This window comes from Providencia sp. PROV201, from assembly GCF_028479545.1.
Classification (GTDB): domain Bacteria; phylum Pseudomonadota; class Gammaproteobacteria; order Enterobacterales; family Enterobacteriaceae; genus Providencia; species Providencia huaxiensis.
The window spans coordinates 67389-88551 of sequence record NZ_JAMPNW010000019.1 but is presented as its reverse complement, the minus strand read 5'-3'; the positions used below and the strand labels follow the sequence as shown (position 1 = coordinate 88551).

Genomic DNA, 21163 nt, shown 5'->3' with positions numbered 1-21163 from the left:
TATTATTATATTATTATATTATTATATTATTATATTATTATATTATTATATTATTATATTATTATATTATTATATTATTATATTATTATATTACTTCTACCAAATACCCTATTTATTAAACCCTGTTAATCAATTCAGGTATACTATTGAACAAAAATATCTTGTGCAATATAAAAGCATCATTTATTCCACTGTTGATGCATAAACGATACAATCATCACAAAAATTTAAATAAGATAACAATCTCATTACCTGGAGTAATGCCCATTTTAGCTATGCTGATTGCTGATTTCAGGTGTATGGGGCTAAGTATGTAAATGCGGTAATGTAGGTTTGTGCTTTTTTATGAGGGACTAACTATGAGTCGTTTGACTATTGATATCACTGAGCAGCAACATCAAAGCCTTAAAGCACTTGCAGCATTACAAGGGAAGACGATCAAACAGTATACTCTGGAGCATTTTTTTCCCAATGAGGATGAGCAGGCATGTCTGACGCTTAAAACTTTATTAGAGCCTCGTATTAATAATGGTCTGACAGGTTTAGTTTCAACAAAATATATGGCAGATGAACTGGCAGAGGGACGAGTTTGATAAATTACATTCTGACTACAGAGACTGAGAACGATGTACGAAAAATGGTATCCGCCCAATTAACCCACGAGGCAGCATGGCTAGTGCTTGAAGCTCCAAGGGAGCAGCTACTCGATATCGGGCGTCTTTTTCATGGTGTCGGTTATACCCTTTATATGCCATTACTGCTTGGTACATAAGACTTTATTATCGATTATATCATTGTAAAATCGTATATTTTAACCAATTGATGGCCGATAATCGTGAAGCCAGAAAGCAGTCTATCAAGTTCGCATTGAGTGAGAGCAAACACCGTTTTTTTCTCTTTTGAACGCCACGGGTACTTGGCTTTTTCAAGGCGTTTATTCCAGAGTGCGAAGCCTGTTTTATCCCAGTACAATATTTTTATTTTGTCACGCTGTTTATTAGTGAATAGGAACAAAGCGCCACGAACAAGCGGTAAGTCAGTGTCACTTTCGATGATGGCAGCCAGACCGTTGATGGATTTTCTAAAATCACCACATTCACGGTAGAGGTAAATCTCGGGCGCATTGATCAGATGATTCATGACAGGGCTCCGATGAGCTCGGCAAGATAAGCTACAGGCGTATCTTGTGGAGTAATAAGCTTAATCTCATTGACACCAAGTGTCATACTGGGCGCGGGGATATGAGCCACCTGGAATGCAGTTTTTTTCGGCAATTTCTGCTTTTACAAACCTTGAAGGGTTATAGCTTGCTTAAGCCGCTGAGGTTTGGCATAAAACGAGGATGGGTTAAGTTCGTTGAGCTTGCAAAATACGAGCTGTGACAACGACCTCAATTCAGATTGATCAATAAGTTTTTGTTATTCTTGATTGGTGTGTTGTTTTACCATTTCAACTCTCCTTGAGGTTGGAGAACTGATTTCATTGTTAGGGCTGGATGATTAAAATGCTGGGTTCATGGTGTGCTTACGGGAAGTTTAGTGGATTACGATCAAAATATCGCGGGAGCTTATCCTGAATAAGTTTATTACCAGATAAAAAAATAAAGAGGGCAGATTAGTACGCTGTTCCTCTTTATCTTCTGAATATAACTAATGCCAGTGACGAATTACAAGTCTTGCCGCCAAGCATCAATCGACAAGGGTTCACCGAAGTGACTTTCAATTAACCGGCGGGTAACGTCGTGGAGAGGGGCGGCTAAAACTTCTGCGGTATTACCACGCTCAACAACTTCGCCTTTATCCATGACAAGCATTTTATCGCTGACGTGCTTCATCATCCCTAAGTGCTGGGTAACATAGATAAATGCAATATCTTGTTTTGCTTGTAAATCTAGCATTAAATTGATGATTTGCGAGCGCATAGACATGTCTAACGAAGCCAATGCTTCATCAGCAATAATAATCTCGGGTTGTAGAATAAGTGCTCTTGCCAGTGCAATACGCTGTTTTTGCCCTGATGCTAACATATGCGGATAGTATTCAGCGTGGTCAGCAAGTAACCCGACTTGGCGAAGTGTTTGAATAATGCGCCTTTCACGTTCTATACCAGTCAAGTCAGTGTTTAATTTTAAAGGGAGTTCAAGCGTTTGACCAATACGTTGTCTTGGATTTAGGGATGTACTTGGATCTTGGAAAATCATGCGAACACGCTGACAACGGTAGCTATAATCGCCAAAATTTAGGCGTTGACCACGAATGAAAATATCGCCGCTGGTGGGTTCAACAACACCTGATAACATCCGTGCAAGCGTTGATTTCCCTGAGCCATTGGCACCAATAATAGCTAATGTTTGGCCTGCCTGTAAGTTAAAGCTAACGGGCTTAACAGCTTGCAATTCGTGCCGATGAAATAGGCCTTCACGAAAACGGAAAGTTTTAGTGAGATTACGGACTTCAAGTAAAGTTTCCATTTAAGATTGCTCCTCGGTGTTTAGCGGGTAATGGCAAGCAACGAGGTGGCCTTTAATATTGCGCAGTTGAGGCGCATTGATACAAGTGCGTTGTGCATAAGGGCAACGGGGGCCAAGGCGGCAACCAATAGGCAAATGCTCAAGAGAAGGAATTGCTCCGGGTAACGTATTTAATCGTCCTTTGTGGGGAAGAGGGCTTTCAAAATCAGGGATTGAGCGGATCAACGCTTGGGTATAAGGATGGCGTGGCCGTTGCAGAATATCTTCAGGTGTTGCGCTCTCAACCGTTTGCCCACAATAGAGTACGTTAATGCGATCAACAAGTTTTGACATCATTTCCATATCATGGCTAATGAGCAAAATCCCCATATTATTGTTTTGATTTAATTTATCCAATAAACGGAAAATTTGTGCCTGAGTGGTAGACTCCATCGCATTGGTAGGTTCGTCAGCGATTAATAACCGTGGTTGGTTAGCTATCGCAATCGCTATCATGACTTTTTGACATTCACCATCGGTGAGTTCATAAGGGTAACTGCGCATGATATCTTTATGATCTTTTATCCCCACACGGTGTAACAGTTCTATCGCACGGCGTTTACGCCAATTAAAACGCTGCCACCAGCGGCCTTTATAAGTCCAACCTGGGATTGATTGAATAAGCTGTTTGCCGATATCAGCGGCAGGGTCGAGGCAAGACTGGGGTTCTTGAAATATCATAGAGATATTATGGCCAATTAACTTGCGACGTTTACGTGGGCTGAGTTTTAGTAAGTCAATGTCTTGAAATCGAAAACGGTCGGCTTTTACACGAATGTTATCTTTAGTTACGCCACAGATAGCTTTCGCAATTAGGCTTTTCCCAGAGCCTGATTCGCCAACTAAACCTCGGATTTCCCCTTCAGATAATGTCATGGATACGCGATCAACAGCTTTGACTGGGCCATTGGCAGTCATAAATTCGATAGTTAAATTGCGGATGTCTAGTAGTGGCATTATTCAACTCCCGCGTTGATGGCACGGTGTAGCCCATCCCCTAAAAGGTTAACGAAAAGCACGCTTATCATGATAGCAACACCGGGTAAGATAACCGTCCAAGGAGCAACGTAGATAAGCTCTAAAGTATCTCCTAGCATGGCGCCCCATTCAGAAGATGGGAGTTGTGCACCTAAATCAAGGAAACCTAAAGCGGCAATATCTAAAATGGCAATTGAAAGTGCCCGAGTTAGTTCAGTTACGAGAATAGGGGTGATATTTGGTAGTACGGTATACCATAAAATAAAAATGTTTGAAGCGCCATCAAGGCGTGCGGCAACAATGTACTCTTTATCTAACTCATCATGGACAGCGACGTAAATCGTTCTTACCATCCGTGGAATTAATGCAAGGCAAATGGCGAGCATTGCATTTTGTAGGCTAGCGCCCATAAATGCGACGACGATAATAGCGAGTAATAAGGACGGAATTGACAGTAATGTATCGAGTATATGGTTAAAAATAGCAGATTTTAATCCACGAGTCATCCCTGCTAAGCAGCCGAGAACTAACCCTATCAGTGTCGCTACCAATGTGACTAAAATAGCCGCACCAAACGTTGATTTAGTGCCAATTAATAGCCGACTCAGAATATCACGGCCAAGGTCATCCGTCCCAAAGAAGAAAGCAACGTCGCCATAATGTGACCAAGATGGTGGTGTTAATTGGTAACCTAAAAACTGTTGATCTAGTGCATAAGGCGCTAGGTAAGAGCCAACAAAGCATAAAGTTAATAAAACTAACACACCAACAAATCCCACCATAGAAACCACATCTGATGAGAAGATATTCCATACCACACGTGTTGGGGATGGCATTTTTTGTTCACGATAAAAATTATCTGAGGACATACCAATCCTTATGTTTTAATGGGTCCATCATGGCGCCTAAAATATCAGACAACACATTTACAGTAATCACTAATGCGCCAATTAGCATTACGCCAGCAGAAATTGCGGAGTAGTCTTCTTGGCGGATTGCTGTCACTAACCAACGGCCAAGCCCTGGCCAGTTAAAAACGAGTTCGGTTACCATAGTTAGTGTCAACATGGTGGAAAACTGTAACCCAAGTTTAGGAATAATTGGGGGGATAGCATTATGAAAAATATGGCGACGAATGATTTTAATTCGTGAAAGCCCTCGAATAGCGGCCGCTTTGATATAATTTTCACTGGCGATTTCTTCGGTGCTATTGCGTACTAACCGAATAACCTCTGTTGTAGGCGCCAGCGCCAAAGTAAGAACAGGTAACACCATGTGTTCAAGTACATTGATAATCATATCCTTACGATAGGGCGAATCAGAAAGCCATGCATCAACTAAGGCAAAGCCAGTCACTGTTTTTAAATTATATAAGAGGTCAATTCGACCAGATACAGGTAGCCAGCCTAGATGTAATGAGAAAAAGAGGGTTAAGACTAGGGCGAGTACAAATACAGGGACAGAAAATCCTAATAAAGCAAAAACACTGATAGCAATATCTGCGGGTTTGTTACGCCAAAAAGCAGCAATGATACCCAGTGGTATACCTGTCGTTAAAGCAAAAATAAACGCTAAAATGCACAATTCCATTGTTGCAGGGAATGTATCTCTTAATTGTTCGCTGATGGGTTCCCCGTTGATACTTGAAACACCAAAATCAAAATGGAGTAAGCCTTCAAAATAAAAAATGTAAGCGTCAATAAGTGAGGCGCCACTCAATGGGGCATTGGGCGTAAAATAGCTTAAGCTAAAGCTGACTAGCGATAAGAAGAACACCGTGACTAATAAAAGTAAAAAACGACGCAGTGAATAAATAATCATGGTTGCTGCCTCTGTTTTTTCGGAGAAACTTTCTCAGCCTGTTCCATTTCTCGATACACACCAGCAAATGAGGTATTACCAAACGCACTGATCATTAGCCCTTTTATATCATAGCGGTAGGCTTGTAAACGTAAAGAATAGGCAAGCGGTAAGACGGGTAAATCTTCCCCTAAAATTTGCTGTGCTTGGTGGTAGTAATCTATACGTGCGGCTAATTGTTGCGTCAAGAGTGCCTTATGCAAGATTTCATCAAAGGCGGGGTTACACCAATGGCTTAGATTGGTTTGGGAACCTATTGCCGCACAACTCAGTAGCGGACGGAAAAAACTGTCTGGGTCATTACTGTCAGTTGTCCAGCCCGCTAATGTCATATCATGGCTTCTATCCATTAATTGGTTTTCTTGGAATCGGCCTTCGACAGAACGGATATTCATAACAATACCCACCTGTGCTAAGTCCGCTTGAATAAGCTCAGCCATCTTAAGTGGGCTTGGGTTATATGATTGAGAGGCGATTGGCACCCATAAATCTAATTTTAGATTTTCTAATCCCATCTCTTTGAGCATTTGTTTGGAAAGCTCGGGATTATAATCGGTGATCTTTGCTTGGTTGTCATAAGCCCATGATGCTCTGGGTAAAATAGACGCGGCTGTTTCTGCTGTACCATAATAGATTGACTGCATAAGACGCTCATTATTAATTGCATAAGCAATGGCTTGGCGCACTTTTAGTTTATCTAAAGGGGGTTTACTGGTATTAAATGCGAGGTAGGCAATATTCATCCCAGAGCGCATAGAAATCCGCAAGCGTGGGTCATCTCGTAATACTTTTAATTGGCTTGCTGCAGGGTAAGCTAGAACATCACATTCCCCTGTGAGTAATTTCGAAATACGGCCAGTTCCTCCGGCTCCCATATCAACAACCACTTCTTCCATACGTGGTAATCCCTTCCAGTAGTTATCATTTCTGAGGAGCCTAACGAATTGCCCGGCTTGGTAGTCATCTAAATGAAATGGACCCGTACCTACAGGCCGCCAATCGATCAGCTCTTGGCGATTGATACTTGAAAGGTAATCGGCATACTCGGATGAAAGAACAGGAGCATAGTGGGTTGCCAAGTGCCATAAAAAAGACGCATCAGGTGAGTTCAAACGGAACTCTACTGTATGGTTATTTATTTTACGTATGCTTTGGACACTGTTGGCAAACTGTAAGCTATCAAAATAAGGGTAACGCCCCCCATTAATATAGTGATAAGGCTGGTTTACCTCAAACATGCGGGAAAAACTAAACACAACATCATCGGCATTCATATTGCGCGTTGGTGTAAACCAAGCTGTGTTTTGGAATTTAACATCTTTACGCAGGTATAAACGATAAGTCGCACCATTATCGAGAACTTCCCATCTTGCGGCCAGTTCTGGAACCAAGCGATAGGTAAATGGGTCAACATCTAACAGGCGATCATAAATTTGAGCACCTAGAGGGTCGACAATCAGCCCGCTACTGACTAGCTGTGGATTAAATGTGGTAACAATCCCATTTACACAGTAAATAAAACCTTTTTGGCGTATGTCTGCAGGGACCTCGTTAGCCACAATATCGGTAAAGCGCTCTTGGTTATTAAGCGCTTGTGCAGACACAGATATGATAAATAAAAACCAAAGAGTTAATAGGCGCATACCACTGACATCGTTATCGTTAACTAGAATTCACCTATTGTAGCGTAAAAATGGGGGGACAGGGTATAAGCAAAATTTAGCCAAACAAAGTTTAAAAATTAAGCAAAAAAGGAAGGTGTTAGTATAATGATTAACTTAAATTATTAGACTAATCATTGAAGTATGTCTTAATGAGAAAAAATCTCATTAAAAAGCTTTACAAATGACACTGATAACGATTATCATTCGTTTTGTCACTTAAGCTAAGTGCTTATGTAGACAAGGCATGACATTGCTCACATTGCTTCCAGTGTTTTATTTAATAGCCAGCTTGGGTGCTGGCTTTTTTTTATTATGTAAAAATAATGGAGCCTGTTTTACATTGTTTTTTGCTATTACTCTAAACCCACATAGTGTAGGTCTTCATCGGTCACTTTACCTTGGAGAGTACAAAAGAAACGAACAACACCTCTTTGCTCATCTTTTTCAATAATCAGCATTTTTTCAGCAGCATTCGGGTCTAAGTTGTAGTCTTGCGTTGCGTATTCGTTAAATACCCATTTACCCTGCAAGTTGTGGCGGATCATCGGTGAGTAGATGTAAGTATTTCCCACCTTTATAATAGCAATCTTTGATGAAGTATAGCGGACAACCTCTTCGAGGCTTTGAGTGGTTTCAAATCCCCAAAAATAGTATTGACCACGTAAGCCTAAATAGGAGAAGTCATCATATTTATCAAAATTACTATAGCTAACAAAAAAACGGTTAAAAGTAACAATACCTGTTGGTGAAAAGTTGAGATCAACAGAAATTTGTTCGCCGTCACCTAATTGCCTATTTTTCAATCTGTTAGATACATCGTTTAAAACGGGGTACTCTTTTATTTTCTCGAAAAAAGCAGCGTCACAGTAAGAAAATGTTCTCATCAATGATTCCGCATAGACTACAGGAGATAACCCTAGAAGAAAAAAGGTGATAGCGAGTATATTTATATTCTTCATAATAGGCTCCTCATATAATAAAAATCATATTAATAGAGATATCATATAAATATATTTCGCACAGTAGTTAAATATGACAAGGTGTAAAAATAGTTTAATAATTTAACACTATTATTAATTGAATATAGACTTAAGCATGGGTATTTAATTAACTAAATGTGCTGAATATCCATGACATTTATATATAATGGTCAGTAAAAATGACTAGTTATCATTGTTTTGTTATTTTTAACTCATTGGGTGCGTAAGTTGAGGTAATAACTATTTATTTTTTTGAATTTTATTTAACCTGTTGATATTTAATGATTTTATTTGTTTTGTCTATATTCTTTATCGGGTTTTATTAGTTGGGGATAATAAAGAATTCTTGAAACTAAAATATGGAACTGGAAATATTTAGTAATAAAGATAAGACAATATATTTAATTTTTACTTCTTAAGTATAATACAGTAGTCCAAACAATAAACTTGTATTTTTTGGACTGTCAGTTATTAAATTTCAATATTTATTTGATGTTTTTTTATTAACCCCCGCAGTTGGTCATAGCTTAATGATAACCGTTGTGCAGCTTTACGTTGATTAAAATGGCAATCAGTTAGTGCTTTTTCTAATAACGCTTTTTCAGATTGCTGTTGCCACTGACGTAAATCACAAGGTAATGAAGGCAATATTGCCTTTTGTTGCTGGGTAGGTTGTGAGGGCAGAGTATTTGGTGATTCATGTAATTCAGCGAGTTTTTCGCCAAATGGGTTAAAAATAATATTATCAACGGGCTCAGCTCGGTTTCCATGGCGGTATACTGAGCGCTCAATGACATTTTTTAATTCGCGTACATTACCTGGCCATGGGTAGTGTTGCAGGGCCTGTTGGGCATGCTTTGTAAAGCCTGTAAAGTGTGAACGCTTTAATTCACCACACATTAAAATGGCAAAATGTTCTGCTAACAATAAGATATCAGGCTGTCGTTCACGTAATGGGGGAAGGCGAATAACATCAAAAGCCAGCCTATCTAAGAGGTCAGCTCGAAAACGGCCCTGTTTGGCAAGTTCGGGTAAATTGGCATTTGTGGCACAGATTAAACGCACATCTACGTGTAAAGCTTGGCTTCCACCGACTCGCTCAAGTTCACCATACTCAATGACCCGTAAGAGTTTTTCTTGAACTGACATAGGTGCTGTAGCAAGCTCGTCAAGAAAAAGAGAACCTTTATCTGCTCGTTCAAAGCGCCCTTGATGGCGTTTTTGAGCACCTGTAAAAGAGCCCGCTTCATGTCCAAATAATTCAGAATCCAGCAAATTCTCATTGAGTCCGCTGCAATTGAGAGAGATAAAAGCTTCTTGCCAGCGTGGAGAGAGGTAATGAAGTCTATCTGCGATAAGTTCTTTACCTGTGCCACGTTCACCGATAACCAAAACAGGCTTATTGAGTTGTGCGAGTTCAGAGGCTTGTTCAAGTACATCGAGAAAATTACTTGAAACGCCAAGAATAGGTTCATTGGTTTCTTTCATGGTTTTTTTTACCAATAGTTGGTCTAAAATGCCGATAATTTAACTATAGACTAAAATGATTTTCAGGGGAAGCTTATAATTATTCTCTTTAAAATCATATTAATATGAATTAATTTAAAAGTTGGCACGCGAATTGCTATTTTAAATATGTGAATAGCAATTGCTAAATACAGCAACATGCGAATTGTTGTTAGACTTACGGAGCGTCAGGTATGGGTTGGAAGCCAAATCAGGTCGAGGCGCTACAGAATGATTAAATCCATCAAGAGGATATAAATAATGGGTATTTTTTCACGTTTTGCCGATATCATTAATGCAAACATCGCTTCTTTGTTAGACAAAGCAGAAGATCCGCAAAAAATGATCCGTCTGATGATCCAGGAAATGGAAGACATGTTAGTTGAAATCCGTTCAACATCAGCACGTACTTTAGCAGAAAAGAAAGGTTTAGAGCGTCGCATTGAAATGGGCGAAAAACAAGTTGCTGATTGGCAAGAAAAAGCAGAATTAGCGCTGGTGAAAGATAAAGAAGACTTAGCGCGCGCCGCACTGATTGAAAAGCAAAAAGTGAGTGCGATGGTCGATACCTTAAAACATGAGCTGATAATTGTTGATGAAACCTTGACTCGCTTGAAAGGTGAAATCACAGAATTAGAGAACAAACTGCAAGAAACTCGTGCGAAACAACAATCAATGGTTGTTCGTATGGAAGCAGCACAGTCTAGTCGTAATGTACGTCGCCAATTGGATAGCGGCAAACTAGATGAAGCAATGGCTCGTTTTGAACAGTTTGAACGCCGTATAGACCATATGGAAGGCGAAGCTCAAAGTTATGGTATTGGTAAACAAAAATCGCTGGATCAACAGTTTGCAGAGTTAAAAGCAGACGATGAAATAAGCGCGCAATTAGCAGCGCTTAAAGCTAAAATCAATAAAGATCAGTAATAGTTATTTTGATGCACTGGTACGTTAGCCATATCGTATCAGTGCCATAGATAGGTTAACCATATGTATAAGGATATGTGATGGGCTACGTTTTTCTGTCTCTCGTATTAATCATTTTTCTCATTTTTATTCTGCCTATTTGGCTGTGGTTACATTACAGCAAAAAAAATAGTGGGCAGGGGAGTCAGCTAACTGAAAATGAAGTACAACGTTTAATGCAATTAGCAGAGCAAGCATCACAGATGCAACAACGCATTAAAACGCTTGAAGATATTTTGGATGCAGAACACCCAAATTGGAGGCAAAAATAATGACTCAATTTCGCAACCGCAAACTTTATCGTTTAACGGATAGACGTGTGTTCGGTGGTGTGTGTTCGGGTATTGCTGAGTACTTAGAACTTCCGGTTGCTTTGGTCAGAGCATTAGCCGTATTGGCCTTATTTGTAAGCTTTGGAATTACATTGATTTTATATATCGTGATGTGTTTTGTCGTAGAAACGGCTCCAAGTGGCTACCGTTCACAGCAAGATATTGGCCCAGAAGTTAGCAGCTTGATTAACCAAATCGATACACAATTAAAATCAGGTGAAATGAAGCTACGCCAAATTGAAAGATATGTTACATCAGATACTTATACAGTGAACAGTAAATTTCGAAATCTATAACAAATCGTATCGCCATCACATGATAAGGGATTAGGTTTTAAAACCAAATCCCTTTTGTTTTTTATCAATAAGTGAGTGAAGTATGGCAAATAACGTTCTTTATCGAATCAAAAAATTTGCAAAAAAACGTCTTCTGCAAAAAGGCATTCGACTAGCAGTAGTGTTGCTTATTTCTTATAGTCCTGCCGGGGCCGTAGGAAGAATAATTAAATTATTGACGAGTAAATGGTTGCTTAATGTACTCATTAAACGGTTGACCTAATACAGTTTGTTTTATGCTAAATTATAGTACGCAATATGACGTAAAATGGGTTTAAATTGAAAGGATAAGTCTTGGGAGGAGCATGAAACGACTGCACAGTGAATTAACCGATTTGATGAATAGAAGTGTTGATCGTCATGTTAGGCTCGCAGTAACAGGGCTTAGCCGCAGTGGAAAAACCGCATTTATTACTTCATTGGTCAATCAACTATTGAATGTGAATGCGGGCGCGCGGCTCCCTCTGTTTTCTGCTGCGCGTGATAAGCGGTTGTTAGGGGTTAAGCGGATACCTCACCGTGATTTGTCGGTACCTCGTTTTGCGTATGATGATGGGATTGCATCACTTTATGGGGAGCCACCACAATGGCCAACACCAACAAGGGGTGTAAGTGAAATACGCCTTAAATTGCATTACCGTTCAGAAGACTCTTTTTTACGTCACTTTGTCGATAACTCATCATTGTATTTAGAAATTGTCGATTACCCCGGTGAATGGTTGTTGGATTTACCCATGCTAGATTTAAATTATTTAGCGTGGTCTGAGCAAATGAACACCTTAATAAAGGGAAAACGCGCGCATTTGGCCCACTCGTGGCTGGCATTGTGTGAGAAATGTGACCCCTTAGCCCCAGTCGATGAAAACTTACTCGCTGAGATTGCCGCTGCCTATACCCAATATCTAGTGGAGTGTAAGGCCCAAGGCCAACATTTTATCCAACCTGGCCGCTTTGTTTTGCCTGCTGAATTAGCTGGAGCGCCCGCACTACAGTTTTTCCCATGGCCTAATGTGGCTAAATATGGCGATAAAAAGCTCGCACAGGCAGGCAAAAACACCAATATTGGTGCATTGCAGCAACGCTATCAATATTATTGTGAACATGTCGTAAAAGGCTTTTATCGTGATTATTTCCAACGCTTTGACCGGCAAATTGTTTTAGTTGATTGTTTACAACCCTTAAATAGTGGGGTTGATGCTTTTAATGATATGAGAATGGCATTAACACAATTAATGCGCAGTTTTCATTATGGAAAGCGCACATTACTGAGGCGTTTATTTTCGCCATGTATTGATAAATTACTCTTTGCGGCGAGCAAGTCAGACCATGTAACACCAGACCAACATGCAAACCTAGTGGCTTTGTTGCAGCAGTTAGTGCAAGAGGCGTGGCAGCATGCCGCATTTGAAGGGATCAGCATGGATTGTGTGGGTTTAGCGTCAATACAAGCAACCGAAAGTGGCCTTGTGGATTACAAAGGTGAAAAATTACCTGCATTAAAAGGGGATCGGCTAAGTGATGGCCAACCGTTAATGTTTTATCCAGGAGAGGTGCCAAAACGACTACCTAATGAGCAATTTTGGCAAACACAAGGTTTTCAATTTGAAGATTTCAGACCAAGGCCAACGCCAATGGATCAACCATTGCCACATATTCGTATGGACAGTGCGCTTGAATTTTTGTTGGGAGATAAACTGAAATGAATGAACCCTTAAAACAGCGTTTAGATTTCGCTGAGAATAGTGAAAATAATACGAAAGAATCGCTAAAAAAAGCCCAAGTTTTTGATGAACGAGAGCTCGAAAAATTTACCCCAGTCTCTCTGGAAACAGAGCAGGACAGCCAAGAGGGAGAGGTTGAAAGCCTGATTAACGAAGCGCTAAAACCAAAACGGAGTTTTTGGCGGAAATTAGTTGGTGCGGCCGCGGGGATTTTTGGTGTCAGTGTCGTTGCTCAGCTTGGCGTTTGGATCCACCAATCATGGGTAACACAAGATTGGACGGCATTAGGTGTCGCCGCTGCGGGTGGCTTAATCGTCGTAGCGGGTGTCGGGTCAGTTGTTGGCGAATGGCGGCGGTTGTATCGCCTAAGAGCGCGTGCGGAGGAGCGGGATTTTGCTCGCGAATTATTGCACAGCCATGGCATGGGGCAAGGAAAGGTTTTTTGTGACAAACTGGCAAAGCAATCTGCGTTATCAATGCAGCATCCAGCGATTGTTAATTGGCAAGCCACTCTCCATGACTCTCATAACGATAGAGAAGTTGTTGAATTATATAGCCGAATGGTTCAGCCTATTCTTGACGAACAGGCTCGTAAAGAGATTAGTCGTTGTTCCGCAGAATCGGCCATTATGATTGCTGTGAGCCCGTTAGCGCTGGTGGATATGGCATTTATTGCTTGGCGAAATATTCGTTTAATTAATCGGATCGCGGCAATCTATGGTATTGAGCTCGGTTATTACAGCCGAATTAGGCTGTTTCGTATGGTGCTGATTAATATTGCCTTTGCTGGGGCATCTGAATTAATTCGTGAAGTGGGGATGGACTGGTTATCTCAAGATATTACCGCAAGGCTATCAACACGAGCAGCACAAGGTATTGGGGCTGGTTTGTTAACTGCGCGTTTAGGTATTAAGGCCATGGAGTTATGTCGACCGCTACCTTGGATTGAAAACAAGCCACGTTTAGCCGATTTTCGCCATCAGTTAATTGGCCAATTGAAGAATGTTATTCCAAGTAAAAAAGAAAAAGTGTAGAGAAACATCGTTGGCAGGGTGAGTTGACAGTTTTTACTCGCTCTGCAGCATCATTTGTTGATTAATGTTTTTATTGTCATTTCAAGTCACAAAAAATTGAGAAAAGCTGTGATTTTATTTGTTGATGGCTACAAAGCTTACAGGCTGTCAACAATTTGTGACACAAACACTGTATTCCCTTAATGTTTAAAGCTAAAATACCTTCATTCTCTCGGCTTTTTTTGATAAAGGTTTCTATCCATGCGCCTCGAAGTGACCTGCCAAGACCGTATCGGTTTAACGCGTGAATTACTTGATCTGTTAGTCCTACAAAATATTGATTTGAAAGGTATTGAAATATCTCCCCAACGTAGGATTTACCTAAACTTTACACCTGTGGATTTTCAGGTATTCAGCACATTGATGGCAGAAATACGGCGTATTAATGGCGTTATTGATGTTCGCCGGATTTATTTTATGCCATCAGAAAGAGAGCATAAAGCGGTTTGGGCATTATTGAACTCATTTCCAGAATCTGTTTTGTCTATTGACAATAAGCTAAATATTGAGTTGGTTAATCCAATGACATTGCAATTATTTGGCTATGATGAGGCAAAAATTAGAGAAAAAACCTTTTCTCAGTTAGTTGGCAACCAAGGGCTAGCACGTTGGTTTGAACGAGAGTTACCCGAAGCTTATACAGAAAAAGTCGTGATTAAAGGCCAAGACTACTTGATGCAAGTGACGCCTATTATTTTGGCAGATGAAAATGGCAAATTCCATTGCACAGGAGCCGTATTATTATTGAAATCGGCTGAGATTTTAGATAAGCAACGTCAACAAGTCGTCGAAGTGGATGGCAGCGGTTTTGAACAAATTATTGCAGTTAGTCCTGTCATGGCAAATGTCGTTGAACGCGCTAAACGCGTTGCTATGTTGGATGAACCATTATTACTTGTTGGTGAAACGGGGACAGGGAAAGATATCCTAGCGAAAGCTTGTCATTTGCATAGCGCTCGAGGAAAAGAACCATTTTTAGGTTTAAATTGTGCTTCGATGCCCGACGATGTTGTGGAAAGTGAATTATTTGGTTATGCGGCAGGTGCGTACCCAAATGCAGTTGAAGGCAAAAAAGGTTTTTTTGAACAAGCAAACGGTGGAACGGTGTTGCTTGATGAAATTGCTGAAATGTCGCCACAAATGCAAATTAAGTTGTTACGTTTTTTAAATGATGGAACATTTAGGCGTGTAGGGGAAGAGCGGGAAGTTAAGGTTAATGTCCGTGTAATTTGTGCAACCCAGAAAAATTTACCTGAATTAGTTGCAGAAAAAAAATTTAGAGAAGATCTTTATTATCGTTTAAATGTACTCACATTAACTATCCCACCATTACGTGAACGTAAAGAAGATATTTTGCCGCTAACGAAAACATTTGTAGGCAGTTTTTCAAAAGAGCTTCATATTGCTGAACCTAAATTGGCACCTTCGCTGATAGAATATCTAAGTAGCTATTCTTGGCCGGGTAATGTAAGACAACTAAGAAATGCGCTTTATCAAGGGTTAACCCAACTTAATGGCAATATATTAGATGCAGAGAATATCCAATTACCTGATGTAGTAAATCCTCCTGCACTGGCTTTAGATTCACTCAATGGCTCTTTAGATGAAATAACTAAACGCTATGAAGCGTCAGTCTTAGCACGTTTGTATCGTGATTATCCGAGTACCCGCAAATTAGCCAAACGTTTAGATATTTCTCATACGGCAATTGCCAATAAATTGAGAGAATATGGCCTCAATACGAAAAAAGAGCAAAACTAAATTAAATGAATAAAAGGATAACTCGCGTATTAGCGACAATAGGGTTGGTTTTAAGTGGCTCTTGCATTGCGATAACAATACCAGATCATGGTTTGAGTAAGTATTGCCAAGATGTAGTGCGTACAATGGATGAGGTTTATGAGAATGGGGCGCTGACTCAATGTTATTTTAAAGACTTATCTTTATTAGAGGCCTACACACAATATAGAGCCTTATTAATTGATGGAAAACAATTTCTTATTGAGAATTTAGAGAACAACCGGAATATTGAAATGCCTTGCCCATCGGAGGGATGTATTGCTATTCGTTACCATTGGAATGGTGATCAAAACTTGAAAATTGAACAAGAATTTGCTGGGGGAGAAACTCATCTCCAGTTTGTTCAAGATAATAAAGGGACAGCTCTCGAAATTATTCAATATCCTGATTAGTACTACTTGATGGCCCGATAGAGTAAGCAACAGAAGTGAATATTGGGCTTTTTCAAAGATATTGCTGCCTATCTTTTATTATTTATCTTTTATCTCGCGTTTAATATAGCAAAACCCTACTAATACTATTGCTAATTGGTGAATTTTCCTGCTATATAACAAAGACAGCTACTGTTTTAGGGTACCGTAATCTCATCTGATGGGTTTCAGCCTACAAGGAGTTGCCATGGACCAATTCACGATTAATTTTGTTGTAAATCGTAAGTTACGCGAATACATGAGCCAGAGTCATTATAAAAATGATATGTTTGAGTCTGCAGCTTCAGCTGCCGAGCTTTATCTAATGAATAAAGCCGCAGTAAAATACTTAACGAAGAAAAACCGGTTTACGTGGGAGGCATTGGTAAAAAATGGCCATAAGCCTCGAGACCTTATTATTGATATTTTGACATCTTGTTGCCCCGTAACTCAGGATCAAGCCTTAAAAGTATTGAGCACGCTCTCTCATACTTTGATCTCTATAATGAGTGACAATAAGCTGTTTGCGAATGTTGTTAATGCGAAGAACCACCAGCCGCTGTATTGGGCTCATGTGGATTAGTGTAGTGTCTATATTTGTGAATGAAGCGGGAAATTCCCGCTTCATTATTAATGGTAGTGAATTAAATGATATGAAAAGCTTATTTTAAGCTATTTAATGCACTATCGTAATCAGGTTCCTCAGTAATTTCAGGAACTAATTGGCTATAGATGACGTTGTTGTTTTCATCTAAGACAACAACTGAGCGTGCGTTAAGGCCTTTTAATGGGCCACTAGCGATAGCAACACCGTAGTCATTAGCAAATGAATCGCTACGGAAAGAAGATAGCGTAACGACATTATCTAAACCTTCTGCACCGCAAAAACGGGCTTGTGCGAAAGGTAAATCTGCCGAAATACATAATACTACAGTGTTATCTAAATCATTCGCTAGCTGGTTAAATTTACGAACCGAGGCAGCGCAAACACCAGTGTCTACACTTGGGAAAATATTTAAAACTTTACGTTTACCTTCATAAGTTTCCAGCGTTGCTTCGCTGAGATCTTTGGTGACAAGGGTAAGGGGTTTAGCTTTAGAGCCTGCTTGTAAAAATACACCATTAACTGTGATGTCATTACCTTTTAATTTAACTGTCTGTGTCATGAATTTTTCTCCCGTTCATAAAGTGAGCCACTGTTAACTTAATCTATCTTCTAATAAAAAAGCTTTGCGATTAAAGTTTTTTTAATGGGCAGTTACACAGTGCTGAGTTTTACATTTTTACTAATGACCAAGTTTTATACAGAAATCTTATCTCTTACCTTGAGCCCTACAGGGGGAGAGCTAGGCAACATTACATTCTTTTTATTACAGTAAGCTGCATCATCATATAACAACTAAGCATTTATCAATGCTTGCGCTTTTTGTGATGCACGCTTTTAAATTGCCTAATGAAGTGTAACAAAAGAAATTCTGTCTGTATTGGTTTCTTGAGTCATTATTTAGTTATCGGAAATGTGGTAAGGATATGCTAGTTTATTATTCTATCGTACGAATATTAGCTCATGTATATTTAGGTCAGTAAATCAACTAATTACATAGGGAATGTAGATTTTTAAAATATGAAAGCATATGATGAATTAAGATAAACTACAGAATAATTCAGTTGTATTGCTGTTTGATGCTACCTAAGTTAAGTATGTTTTTTTACCCTATAACTTTATGTTTTTTATCGCTATGTGAGTATTTGGTTCAAATAATAATTTACCTAAATGAAACTTAACCAGTAAATGCAGTAATGTTGTTAATAATAGCATCTTCACGTGAAATCACTTAACTCAGCTTTTAGTTAACTTTATTTATATTAACAAGATAGAAAATACAATGCATAAACGTTCATTTACATCTTTAACTGTTTTGATTTCTTCAATTTTATTTACTACACCAGCTATTAGTGCGGTGATACCTACGGGCACAGTTTTAGCTGAAAACCAAGAGGTTACACGTCATTTAAAGGATGAACCTGCGTCTTTGGACCCAGTAAAATCGGTGGGGTTAACGGAAGCGCAAGTCATGCGTGACTTATTTGAAGGGCTGGTTAACCAAGATGACCATGGCAAGCCAATTGCAGGGGTAGCTCAAAGTTGGAACACGGTAGATAACCGTATTTGGACTTTTACACTGAGGTCGGATGCTCAATGGTCAAACGGTGACCCTGTCACGGCTCAGGATTTTGTGTATAGCTGGCAACGACTTGTTTCACCAGGAACATCATCACCGTTTGCTTGGTTTGCAGCATTAGCTGGTATTAATAATGCGCAAGATATCATTGATGGAAAATTACCCGCTGATCAGCTAGGTGTTGAAGCGGTTGATACGCGTACATTAAAGGTTACTTTAAATAAGCCAGTACCTTATTTCCCGTCATTGGCGGCTAATTTTAGTTTATTTCCTGTTCATCAAGGAACGGTTGAAAAGTTTGGTAATGAGTGGATAAAAGTAGGTAATCTAGTCGGGAATGGTGCCTTTGTTTTATCTGATAGAGTGGTTAATGAGAAAATTGTTTTAGTTCCAAATAAATATTATTGGGACCATAAAAATACCGTTATTACCAAAGTAACATTTATCCCGATTAACCAGGAATCTCATGCAACAAATCGTTATTTAGCAGGTGACTTGGATATTACCGAATCATTTCCAAAACAACGCTATCAAAAATTATTGAAAGATATTCCTAATGAAGTGTTTACACCAGACCAATTAGGGACTTATTACTATGCTTTTAATACCCAACGGGCACCAACAGATGATGTCCGTGTCAGAAAAGCTTTATCTATGGCAATTGACCGCCAATTAATTGCGAATAAGGTATTAGGCACAGGGGAAAAACCCGCAAATTATTTTACGCCTGATGTTACCGATGGCTTTAAGCCTGAAAAAGGGCTTTACAATAGCTATTCACAAAAAGAATTAGACCAGCAAGCGAAAGTATTATTACAACAAGCCGGCTTTGGTCCAAATCAACCGTTAGAGTTAACACTATTATACAATAGTTCAGAAAATCATCAGAAAATTGCGATTGCAATTGCCTCTATGTGGAAGAAAAAACTAGGGGCTGAGGTCAAATTAGTTAATCAAGAATGGAAAACCTATATAGATAGCCGCAATACAGGAAATTTTGATGTTATACGAGCGTCATGGATAGGTGATTTTAATGAACCTTCAACATTCCTATCACTACTCACTTCCCAACATAGTGGTAATATACCAAAATTTAATAACTCAATATATGATGATATTATCGCATCAGCGAGTATTGAAACAAATGCGCAATTACGCAACCGCTATTATAATAATGCGGAAGCAATCATTGCGGAAGAAGCTCCAATTGCACCCATTTACCAATATACCAATGCACGCTTGATTAAGCCTTGGTTGAAGGGGTATCCGATCAACAACCCTGAAGATGTCGCTTATAGCCACAGTTTTTATATTATTAAACATTAAAATAGGTGTTCAGCCTGTACAAGGTGCGGGCTGTTTTTTCTGAATGGAAGAAAAAAGCTCCTTCCTCTGGAGAATGGGAAGGAGGACCAAAAAAGGAATAAACACTACCCTTATATAATAAAAAAATCATCGTGAACTTTATTGTTCGTTTGTGTCAATTATGTGATTTTCTTTAGCAAATATGGCGATATTTTGTTACTTGTAAGACCACCTCAATTTTATGGTTGTTTATCTTTTTTTTGTAGTTCAATCTAGTGATGACTAATGCGTCTTTTGAAAAAATTGCAAAATTTTAGCTGTTCGATTACAAATATCATATGTAAAAAAAAGGGAGATATTGCATGGGGTTGATTTATGGTTCGTTATTCCAATACTCAAATCCGGTACATGCATTTCAGTTAAATGGAGATGGTGGGTTGCTTCCCATCGACGTGAATGCCAGCGCGAATCAGCAGTCTCCGTTCTGGCTTCATTATGACTATAAGGATCCGCAAAGTTTTAATTGGATCCAGCAATCAGATCTCTTCAATGAACAGGTGAAGTCCGCTTTATCCGGGCATTCAGGACGTTGGAGATTGATCCGTGTTGGTGATGGTATTTTATTAACATTGCAAACATTAAATACCAATGCGGGCCAACGGCCTGAGCAATTAATTGCATTTAGAGTATTTATTAATAACCGAATAATTATTTCTAGTCGTCATCGAAAAGTAAATTCCTTAGATCCTGTTATTGATGACTTAAATCAGGGAGTAGGCGCGCAAAGTACGGGTGATTGGTTAGTTGAGGTTGCTGATTCTATTACAGATGAAATAAGTGATTTTACTGATTCTTTGCATGAGCGTTTAATTGATATGGAAGACTCCATATTAAATGGCGAAATTCCTGATAGAGGGGAATTTGCATTACTTCGTAAACAAATTATTGTGATCCGCCGTTATATGGCCCCGCAAAGAGATATGTTTTCCCGTTTGACAACGGAAAAATTACTTTGGTTAGATGAAACGGATCGCCGTCGAATTCAAGAAATTTCTGACCGATTAGGGCGTTGTATTGAAGATCTCGATGGTTTTATTGCCCGTACAGCGATTATTTCTGACGAGATAACGAATATGATGACTGAAATGATGAACCGGCGTATTTATACAATGTCATTAATGGCCATGATATTCTTACCAACAACATTTTTAACGGGTTTATTTGGTGTGAATTTAGGGGGGATCCCCGGTAATGAATTTCGTTTTGCCTTTAGTGTATTTTGTGTTTTATTAGCCGCCTTGATTGGAACTGTATTGTGGTGGCTAAGAAAAAGCCGATGGCTCTAATATTGATGACTTATTTGTTATAACCGGACCTAGTTTGAGATAAATCAATAAAACTACAGAGGTTTTAGTGCAGTATTAGTCCTGCAGGTGAATGCAACGTTGAGCGATGAACGTTGTGCTCCATAATTGTAGTTTTTCTCATATTGAGTTCTTATACAGAATAATTGACCACTGTAATGCCGATGTAATTTACAT

At 39.3% G+C, this 21163-nt stretch carries 21 protein-coding genes; 12 read left to right on the top strand and 9 right to left on the bottom strand.

Translation table 11 applies throughout. The features are described from left to right. Window positions 1–359 precede the first annotated feature (359 nt). The gene (locus PR809_RS15275) at window positions 360–593 is read left to right on the top strand and encodes an antitoxin (RefSeq protein ID WP_166265240.1); all 234 of its coding nucleotides are present in this window, start codon (window positions 360–362) and stop codon (window positions 591–593) included. Beyond that, complete coding sequence (locus PR809_RS15270; protein WP_206277044.1) at window positions 590–772, top strand: hypothetical protein; 183 nt, start codon at window positions 590–592, stop codon at window positions 770–772. The genes PR809_RS15275 and PR809_RS15270 overlap by 4 nt, the downstream gene beginning before the upstream one ends. A 14-nt stretch (window positions 773–786) precedes the next feature. Here the strand turns inward: PR809_RS15270 and tnpB are convergent, their stop codons facing one another. The 8 genes from tnpB to pspF all read right to left on the bottom strand — a co-directional run bounded on the left by tnpB (window position 787) and on the right by pspF (window position 9479). Further along, entirely contained in the window at window positions 787–1140 is a 354-nt protein-coding gene (gene tnpB / locus PR809_RS15265; RefSeq protein ID WP_206277045.1) for an IS66 family insertion sequence element accessory protein TnpB, read from the bottom strand. A gap of 526 nt (window positions 1141–1666) precedes the next feature. Continuing rightward, window positions 1667–2470: a putrescine export ABC transporter ATP-binding protein SapF gene (gene sapF / locus PR809_RS15260; protein WP_102139687.1), complete on the bottom strand. Its 804-nt coding sequence runs from the start codon at window positions 2468–2470 to the stop codon at window positions 1667–1669. Next, the gene (gene sapD / locus PR809_RS15255; RefSeq protein WP_004910464.1) at window positions 2471–3466 is read right to left on the bottom strand and encodes a putrescine export ABC transporter ATP-binding protein SapD; all 996 of its coding nucleotides are present in this window, start codon (window positions 3464–3466) and stop codon (window positions 2471–2473) included. It lies immediately after the preceding gene. Beyond that, the gene (gene sapC / locus PR809_RS15250) at window positions 3466–4356 is read right to left on the bottom strand and encodes a putrescine export ABC transporter permease SapC (protein WP_195698605.1); all 891 of its coding nucleotides are present in this window, start codon (window positions 4354–4356) and stop codon (window positions 3466–3468) included. The genes sapD and sapC overlap by 1 nt, the downstream gene beginning before the upstream one ends. Continuing rightward, entirely contained in the window at window positions 4343–5308 is a 966-nt protein-coding gene (gene sapB, locus PR809_RS15245) for a putrescine export ABC transporter permease SapB (protein WP_102139685.1), read from the bottom strand. Before sapB ends, sapC begins: the two co-directional genes overlap by 14 nt. After that, on the bottom strand, window positions 5305–6990 hold the full coding sequence (gene sapA, locus PR809_RS15240) for an ABC transporter substrate-binding protein SapA (RefSeq protein ID WP_102139684.1): 1686 nt from the start codon (window positions 6988–6990) through the stop codon (window positions 5305–5307). Before sapA ends, sapB begins: the two co-directional genes overlap by 4 nt. 374 nt (window positions 6991–7364) lie before the next feature. Continuing rightward, window positions 7365–7970 carry a hypothetical protein gene (locus tag PR809_RS15235; protein ID WP_102139683.1) on the bottom strand — a complete coding sequence of 202 codons (606 nt, stop codon included), beginning with the start codon at window positions 7968–7970 and terminating at the stop codon, window positions 7365–7367. Between the two features lie 492 nt (window positions 7971–8462). Continuing rightward, window positions 8463–9479 carry a phage shock protein operon transcriptional activator gene (pspF, locus tag PR809_RS15230; RefSeq protein ID WP_206276954.1) on the bottom strand — a complete coding sequence of 339 codons (1017 nt, stop codon included), beginning with the start codon at window positions 9477–9479 and terminating at the stop codon, window positions 8463–8465. A gap of 279 nt (window positions 9480–9758) precedes the next feature. On the opposite strand from pspF, the gene pspA reads away from it, so the two are divergent. The 8 genes from pspA (at window position 9759) to PR809_RS15190 (ending at window position 16717) form a co-directional block, all read left to right on the top strand. Continuing rightward, a complete protein-coding gene (pspA, locus tag PR809_RS15225) occupies window positions 9759–10424 on the top strand; it encodes a phage shock protein PspA (protein ID WP_004263893.1) in 666 nt (221 codons plus the stop codon). Window positions 10425–10504: 80 nt separating this feature from the next. Then, window positions 10505–10735 (top strand): envelope stress response membrane protein PspB, encoded by a 231-nt coding sequence (gene pspB, locus PR809_RS15220; RefSeq protein ID WP_004263897.1) that lies wholly within the window; start codon window positions 10505–10507, stop codon window positions 10733–10735. Further along, a complete protein-coding gene (gene pspC, locus PR809_RS15215) occupies window positions 10735–11091 on the top strand; it encodes an envelope stress response membrane protein PspC (RefSeq protein WP_004263899.1) in 357 nt (118 codons plus the stop codon). The genes pspB and pspC overlap by 1 nt, the downstream gene beginning before the upstream one ends. 344 nt (window positions 11092–11435) lie before the next feature. Next, entirely contained in the window at window positions 11436–12833 is a 1398-nt protein-coding gene (locus PR809_RS15210) for a YcjX family protein (RefSeq protein WP_102139680.1), read from the top strand. Beyond that, on the top strand, window positions 12830–13885 hold the full coding sequence (locus tag PR809_RS15205) for a YcjF family protein (RefSeq protein ID WP_166265225.1): 1056 nt from the start codon (window positions 12830–12832) through the stop codon (window positions 13883–13885). Before PR809_RS15210 ends, PR809_RS15205 begins: the two co-directional genes overlap by 4 nt. Window positions 13886–14125: 240 nt before the next feature. After that, window positions 14126–15685: a transcriptional regulator TyrR gene (gene tyrR, locus PR809_RS15200; RefSeq protein ID WP_166265222.1), complete on the top strand. Its 1560-nt coding sequence runs from the start codon at window positions 14126–14128 to the stop codon at window positions 15683–15685. Window positions 15686–15690: 5 nt separating this feature from the next. Beyond that, window positions 15691–16116, top strand: coding sequence for a hypothetical protein (locus tag PR809_RS15195; protein WP_166265219.1), 426 nt, complete (start codon window positions 15691–15693; stop codon window positions 16114–16116). Between the two features lie 226 nt (window positions 16117–16342). After that, entirely contained in the window at window positions 16343–16717 is a 375-nt protein-coding gene (locus PR809_RS15190) for an ATP-binding protein (protein WP_102139676.1), read from the top strand. Window positions 16718–16796: 79 nt separating this feature from the next. Here PR809_RS15190 and tpx read toward each other — a convergent pair whose 3' ends face one another. Further along, the gene (tpx, locus tag PR809_RS15185) at window positions 16797–17300 is read right to left on the bottom strand and encodes a thiol peroxidase (RefSeq protein ID WP_102139675.1); all 504 of its coding nucleotides are present in this window, start codon (window positions 17298–17300) and stop codon (window positions 16797–16799) included. A 720-nt stretch (window positions 17301–18020) separates the two neighbouring features. On the opposite strand from tpx, the gene PR809_RS15180 reads away from it, so the two are divergent. Next, complete coding sequence (locus PR809_RS15180; protein ID WP_166265216.1) at window positions 18021–19643, top strand: peptide ABC transporter substrate-binding protein; 1623 nt, start codon at window positions 18021–18023, stop codon at window positions 19641–19643. A 341-nt stretch (window positions 19644–19984) separates the two neighbouring features. Next, window positions 19985–20968: a zinc transporter ZntB gene (gene zntB, locus PR809_RS15175; protein WP_206276953.1), complete on the top strand. Its 984-nt coding sequence runs from the start codon at window positions 19985–19987 to the stop codon at window positions 20966–20968. The last annotated feature ends 195 nt before the right edge of the window (window positions 20969–21163 follow it).